The sequence below is a fragment of the Comamonas aquatica NBRC 14918 genome (genome assembly GCF_000739875.1).
In the GTDB taxonomy this organism is placed as follows: domain Bacteria; phylum Pseudomonadota; class Gammaproteobacteria; order Burkholderiales; family Burkholderiaceae_C; genus Comamonas; species Comamonas aquatica.
Genome location: NZ_BBJR01000094.1, coordinates 1 through 5867 on the forward strand (window position 1 = coordinate 1; position 5867 = coordinate 5867).

The window sequence follows — 5867 nt, forward strand, 5'->3', positions numbered from 1 at the left end:
CAGTTTTGCTCCGGGTCCAACACCTCCAGCAAAGCGCTGGAGGGGTCCCCGCGGAAGTCCATGCCCAGCTTGTCGATTTCGTCGAGCAGGAACAGCGGATTGCGTGTTCCGACCTTCTCCAAGCTTTGCAAGACTTTGCCGGGCATCGCACCGATGTAGGTGCGGCGGTGCCCACGAATTTCCGCCTCGTCGCGCATGCCGCCCAGAGCCATGCGCACATACTTGCGCCCCGTCGCTTTGGCAATCGACTGCCCCAGCGAGGTCTTGCCCACACCGGGCGGCCCGACCAGGCACAAAATGGGCGCCTTGACCTTGTCCACACGCTGCTGCACGGCAAGATATTCCAGAATGCGATCCTTGACCTTTTCCAGGCCAAAGTGGTCAGCGTTCAGCACCTCTTCAGCATTCGCCAGATCATGCTTGATCTTGGTTTTTTTCGACCAAGGCAAGCCCGTCAACACATCGATGTAGTTGCGCACCACCGTGGCTTCGGCAGACATGGGCGACATCAGCTTGAGCTTCTTGAACTCCGCTTCGGCTTTCTTGCGCGCCTCTGCAGGCATCCTGGCAGCCTTGATCTTCTTCTCGATCTCCTCGAGATCGGCGCCATCCTCGCCCTCCCCCAACTCCTTCTGAATCGCTTTGACCTGCTCGTTCAAATAAAAATCGCGCTGGTTCTTCTCCATCTGGCGCTTTACGCGACCGCGAATCTTCTTATCGACATTCAGGATATCGACTTCGCGCTCCAGTTGCTCGAAGAGATTCTCCAGCCGCTCTTTCACGTTTGCCAGATTCAGGACCAACTGCTTGTGGTCCAGTTTCAAAGGCAAATGCGCCGCAATCGTGTCGGCCAAACGACCCGCATCATCAATCCCGGCAATCGACGTCAGGATTTCAGAGGGAATCTTCTTGTTCAGCTTGACGTACTGATCGAACTGCTGCGAGACCGCGCGACGCAACGCCTCCACTTCACTCGCATCCGCCACAGGCTCGCCAGCATCCATGGGCACACAAGCAGCCACAAAATGCGTCTCCTGATCCTGCACATCCAACAACTTGGCGCGCTGCTGCCCCTCCACCAGCACCTTGACCGTGCCGTCGGGCAGCTTGAGCATTTGCAAAATGGTTGAAATGCTTCCGACCTCGAACAGGTCGGAGACTGCAGGCTCATCCTTGGACGCTGTTTTCTGCGCCACCAGCATGATGCGACGATCCGCCTCCATGGCCAGCTCCAGAGCTTTGATGCTCTTGGCACGACCCACAAACAGCGGAATCACCATATGCGGGAACACCACCACATCGCGCAAAGGCAACAGTGGCAGTTGCGCACGCTCGGTGACTGACAACTCCGTTGATCCAGACATGGAACTCCTTACTCGCCAGCGCCGCATTGCGGACGCTGACTAATCAATTGCACTGCTGCAGGCAGCTTGCACCTGCCAGCTTGAGCTACGGCACGAACACCCGTACGCACCAGTAGCTCTATCCGATTTCACTCAAGCTTTCTTCGCGGCTTCTCGGTACACCAGCAAAGGCGTCTTGCCTTCAGCGATGGTGGACTCCTCCACCACCACCTTCTCTACATTTTCAAGATTCGGCAACTCGAACATGGTGCCCAGCAAAGACTGCTCAAGAATGGAGCGCAGTCCACGTGCACCGGTCTTGCGGGCGATCGCCTTGCGCGCAATCGCACCGAGCGCGGCAGGACGCACTTCCAGTTCCACACCTTCCATGGCCAGCAGCTTGCTGAATTGCTTGACCAGCGCATTCTTGGGCTCGGTCAAGATGCGCACCAAAGCTTCTTCATTCAATTCGGTCAGCGCCGTCACAACCGGCATACGCCCCACGAGTTCGGGGATGATGCCGAACTTGATCAGGTCTTCCGGCTCAATCTCGCGGAACAGCTCGGTCAACGAACGATTGGCCTTGCTGCGCACGGCGGCGCCGAAACCGATCCCCGATGCCTCGGTTCGGTTTTCAATCACCTTTTCCAGGCCTTGGAACGCACCGCCGCAAATGAACAGGATGTTGGTGGTATCAACCTGCAGAAAGTCTTGGTTGGGGTGCTTGCGCCCGCCTTGGGGGGGCACACTGGCCATGGTGCCCTCGATCAGCTTCAGCAATGCTTGCTGTACGCCTTCACCCGACACATCCCGAGTGATGCTGGGGTTGTCGGACTTGCGCGAGATCTTGTCGATTTCATCGATGTAGACGATGCCGCGCTGGGCGCGCTCAATGTTGTAGTCGCAGCTTTGCAGCAGCTTCTGAACGATGTTTTCAACGTCCTCACCCACGTAGCCTGCCTCGGTCAAGGTCGTTGCATCGGCCATGACGAAAGGCACATCCAACTGCCGCGCCAAGGTTTGCGCGAGCAAAGTCTTGCCCGAACCCGTGGGACCGATCAGCAAAATATTGCTTTTCGACAGCTCCACATCGTCCTTGCCGGCCTTGTCCTTGTGATTCAGACGCTTGTAGTGGTTGTAGACCGCCACCGCCAACGTGCGCTTGGCCTGCTCCTGGTCGATCACATAGTTGTCGAGATTGGCCTTGATTTCTGCAGGCGTAGGCAGATCTCCACGCGCTTCGCGTGGGCTATTGCCCGGCACTTCATCCCGGATGATTTCATTGCACAAGTCAATGCATTCATCGCAGATGAAGACGGACGGACCAGCAATGAGCTTTTTGACCTCGTGCTGGCTCTTGCCGCAGAAGGTGCAATAGAGGTTCTTTTCGCTGGATGTGCCTTTTTTCTCGGCCATGGGGGCTACGCCTTGTTTACGTCAATAGAGAGAGGATGATAGCAATGAAAAAACGGCGCTATCCGAAGGGGAAAGCGCCGCCTGCTGCCTAGCAGCGCCGTGTGTTACACGCGCTTTTCGATCACGCTGTCGACCAAGCCATAGTCTTTGGCTTCGTGCGCTGACAGGAAGTAGTCACGCTCGGTGTCGTGCTGGATTTTTTCCAGTGGCTGGCCAGTCTGCTCGGCCAAGAGTTTGTTCAGACGCTCGCGCGTCTTCAGAATTTCGCGGGCATGGATCTCGATTTCCGTTGCCTGGCCCTGGGCACCACCCAATGGCTGGTGGATCATGACTTGCGAGTTGGGCAAGGCGAATCGCTTCCCCTTGGCGCCCGCGGACAGCAAGAAAGCGCCCATGCTGGCGGCCATACCGCAGCACAGCGTGGACACATCGGGCTTGATGAAATTCATGGTGTCAAAAATCGCCATGCCTGCACTGACCGAACCGCCGGGGCTGTTGATGTAGAAGGAAATATCCTTGTCAGGATTCTCGCTCTCCAGGAACAGCAACTGCGCCACCACCAGATTGGCCGTCTGGTCATTCACCGGACCCACCAAAAAAATCACGCGCTCTTTGAGCAAGCGGGAATAGATGTCATAGGACCGCTCACCACGGCCTGACTGCTCAATCACCATGGGCACCATACCCAAACCTTGCATATCCAATGCGCTCATGTTTTCTCCATACGATGGAACAGAACAAATACTGTAACCAAGAAATGAAATGGGGCCTGCACTCGAAAGCACAAGCCCCGAAATCAGAACTTTTTAGGCCACACCCACCTTCTCAAGGCAGATGTGGCAGCAAGCCAGCTTGATTACGCTTGACCCATCAGTTCTTCAAACGACACAGCCTTGTCGCTGACCTTGGCCTTGCCCAGCACAAATTCGGTCACGTTGTTTTCAATCACAACAGCTTCCACTTCCGCCAGACGTTGGCGATCACCGAAGTACCAACGCACCACCTCTTCAGGCTTCTCATAGGAAGCAGCCAGCTCGTCCACGTGGGCCTTCAGTTGCTCAGGAGTGGCTTCCAGCTTGTTGGTCTTGACCAGTTCAGCCACCACCAAGCCCAGGCGCACACGGCGCTCAGCTTGGGGCAGGAAGATGTCTTCAGGAATTTCAGCCTTGTCCGCATCCTTGATGCCGCGTTGCTTCAGGTCAGCGCGCGCGCCTTCCATCAGACGGGCCACTTCAGCTTGCACAGACGCCTTGGGCAGATCCAGCTCGGCAACCGACACCAGGGCATCCATCACAGCTTGCTTGTTGCGGGCCTGCAGGCGGAACTTCACTTCACGTTCCAGGTTCTTCTTGATGTCTGCGCGCAGAGCTTCCACGCTGCCATCAGCAATGCCCAGCGACTTCACCAGCGCCTCGTTGACTTCGGGCAGGTGTGCAGCTTCCAGCTTGTTCACAGTCACCAAGAAGTCGGCCGTCTTGCCAGCCACATCCTTGCCATGGTAGTCCTCAGGGAAGGCCAAAGGGAAAGTCTTGGACTCGCCCGCCTTCATGCCACGCACAGCGTCTTCGAACTCCTTGAGCATCTGACCTTCACCCACCAGGAACTGGAAGCCTTCAGCCTTGCCGCCGGCAAATGCTTCGCCGTCGATCTTGCCTTCAAAGTCCACGGTCACGCGGTCGCCATCCACAGCGGCTTCATCGGCTGCACGCTGGGCGAAAGTGCGGCGCTGCTTGCGCAGGATGTCCAGGGTCTTCTCGATGGCGGCGTCATCCACCTCGGCGGTCAGCTTTTCCACTGCCGCACCGGCCAGATCACCGATCTTCACTTCAGGAAACACTTCGAACACGGCTTCGAAATCGGCATGACCTTCGGGAGCGCCTTCCTTTTCGGAAATACGAGGCTGACCTGCCACGCGCAGACCGGTCTCGGCCACAGCCTGTGCAAAAGCCTCGCCCACCTTGTCGTTCAGCACTTCATACTGAACGGAGTAGCCATAACGCTGCGCCACCACATTCATGGGCACCTTGCCAGGACGGAAACCGTCCATCTTCACAGTGCGTGCAACCTTCTTCAGACGCGCTTCAACTTCGGTCTGGATCGCAGCGAGGGGCAGGCTCAGCGTGATTTTGCGCTCAAGCTTCTCGAGAGTTTCAACTGTAACGGCCATGGTGATTCCTAATTCGGGGAAAGTAGTGGACCGAGCCGGCTGCAGTTCACAGCCTGCACCGTATTCCGCATAGTCTCACTGGAATGTGGTGCGCGGGGGGGGACTCGAACCCCCACACCATTGCTGGCGTCAGGACCTAAATCTTGTAAGTCGTTGATTTTAAACGACTTTTTCAAAACAAAGCATCCCCAACCCCACGCTTCGAGGTTAAATTAGCCTTCTATTCTAACCATGAAAGCCAATCAAATTGGCGTTTCCCAAAGATTTCACGTTAGAGCACGCATCAGGATGAAATCAAGAGACATTTATGGCTCTGAGCAGCCTGCTAGCACACTTCAACAGCCAAATCCCTGTTGTTGATAGCTCCCAAAAACTCACAGCAAGTTTTAGGGCTGGCAAATTCATCAGCCAATGCTGCCATTCTCGCCACATCCGTTTACGGCTATTTCAAACACCAAAACCGCAGTCTGCAAAAGACTGAACCTCAGGAACACATCCTGATGCGTGCATCAACTTCTTCCTCGGTTGTTCAGCACTCCATCGATCTTTCTTGGCCGTCCAATCTTCTTCTTTGCGACTGGCTGTTCTTGAGCTAGTTGCACTTCATCAGAGCTTGCTGTTCCCTTTTCAATCGGCGCAGCAACTTTATCGGCATCAGGTTGCGCACCTGATGCGTCCAGATACCTAGCAAGTTCCATCACCGTCACACGAATGCGTGAACCGGGCAATTTTGCAAAAGGAAGAGCATTCCTCGAACTCTGCACATAGAGCCACTGCTTGCTGCACCCCAGCACCTTTGCAACCTCATCAATGTCCAGCACAAATTTTTCGGGAAACATCTCCCTCAGCAGTTCCAAGTGGCTTGTAGCAGTCATAAGCTGAAACAGCATACATCAAAATCCCAAAATGGGATACCCCAAAATGGGTTTCATGCTGTAAGC

At 55.6% G+C, this 5867-nt stretch carries 5 protein-coding genes; all 5 read right to left on the minus strand.

Annotation, left to right across the window (positions count from 1 at the left end; translation table 11 throughout):
• On the minus strand, nucleotides 1–1364 hold a 1364-nt coding region (locus tag CA2_RS16955; protein WP_042420302.1), incomplete at its 3' end, for an LON peptidase substrate-binding domain-containing protein.
• A 132-nt stretch (nucleotides 1365–1496) separates the two neighbouring features.
• Nucleotides 1497–2759 (minus strand): ATP-dependent Clp protease ATP-binding subunit ClpX, encoded by a 1263-nt coding sequence (gene clpX, locus CA2_RS16960; RefSeq protein ID WP_042420292.1) that lies wholly within the window; start codon nucleotides 2757–2759, stop codon nucleotides 1497–1499.
• A 104-nt stretch (nucleotides 2760–2863) separates the two neighbouring features.
• Complete coding sequence (clpP, locus tag CA2_RS16965) at nucleotides 2864–3472, minus strand: ATP-dependent Clp endopeptidase proteolytic subunit ClpP (protein ID WP_042420295.1); 609 nt, start codon at nucleotides 3470–3472, stop codon at nucleotides 2864–2866.
• Between the two features lie 143 nt (nucleotides 3473–3615).
• Nucleotides 3616–4926 carry a trigger factor gene (gene tig / locus CA2_RS16970; RefSeq protein ID WP_042420299.1) on the minus strand — a complete coding sequence of 437 codons (1311 nt, stop codon included), beginning with the start codon at nucleotides 4924–4926 and terminating at the stop codon, nucleotides 3616–3618.
• A gap of 509 nt (nucleotides 4927–5435) precedes the next feature.
• Entirely contained in the window at nucleotides 5436–5765 is a 330-nt protein-coding gene (locus tag CA2_RS17810) for a helix-turn-helix domain-containing protein (protein ID WP_217997652.1), read from the minus strand.
• Nucleotides 5766–5867 lie beyond the last annotated feature (102 nt).

Coding starts and splice junctions, on each gene's coding strand:
- clpP (WP_042420295.1), bottom strand. CDS start 3,472: ATGAGCGCATTGGATATGCAAGGTTTGGGTATGGTGCCCATGGTGATT.
- CA2_RS17810 (WP_217997652.1), bottom strand. CDS start 5,765: ATGTTTCCCGAAAAATTTGTGCTGGACATTGATGAGGTTGCAAAGGTG.
- clpX (WP_042420292.1), bottom strand. CDS start 2,759: ATGGCCGAGAAAAAAGGCACATCCAGCGAAAAGAACCTCTATTGCACC.
- tig (WP_042420299.1), bottom strand. CDS start 4,926: ATGGCCGTTACAGTTGAAACTCTCGAGAAGCTTGAGCGCAAAATCACG.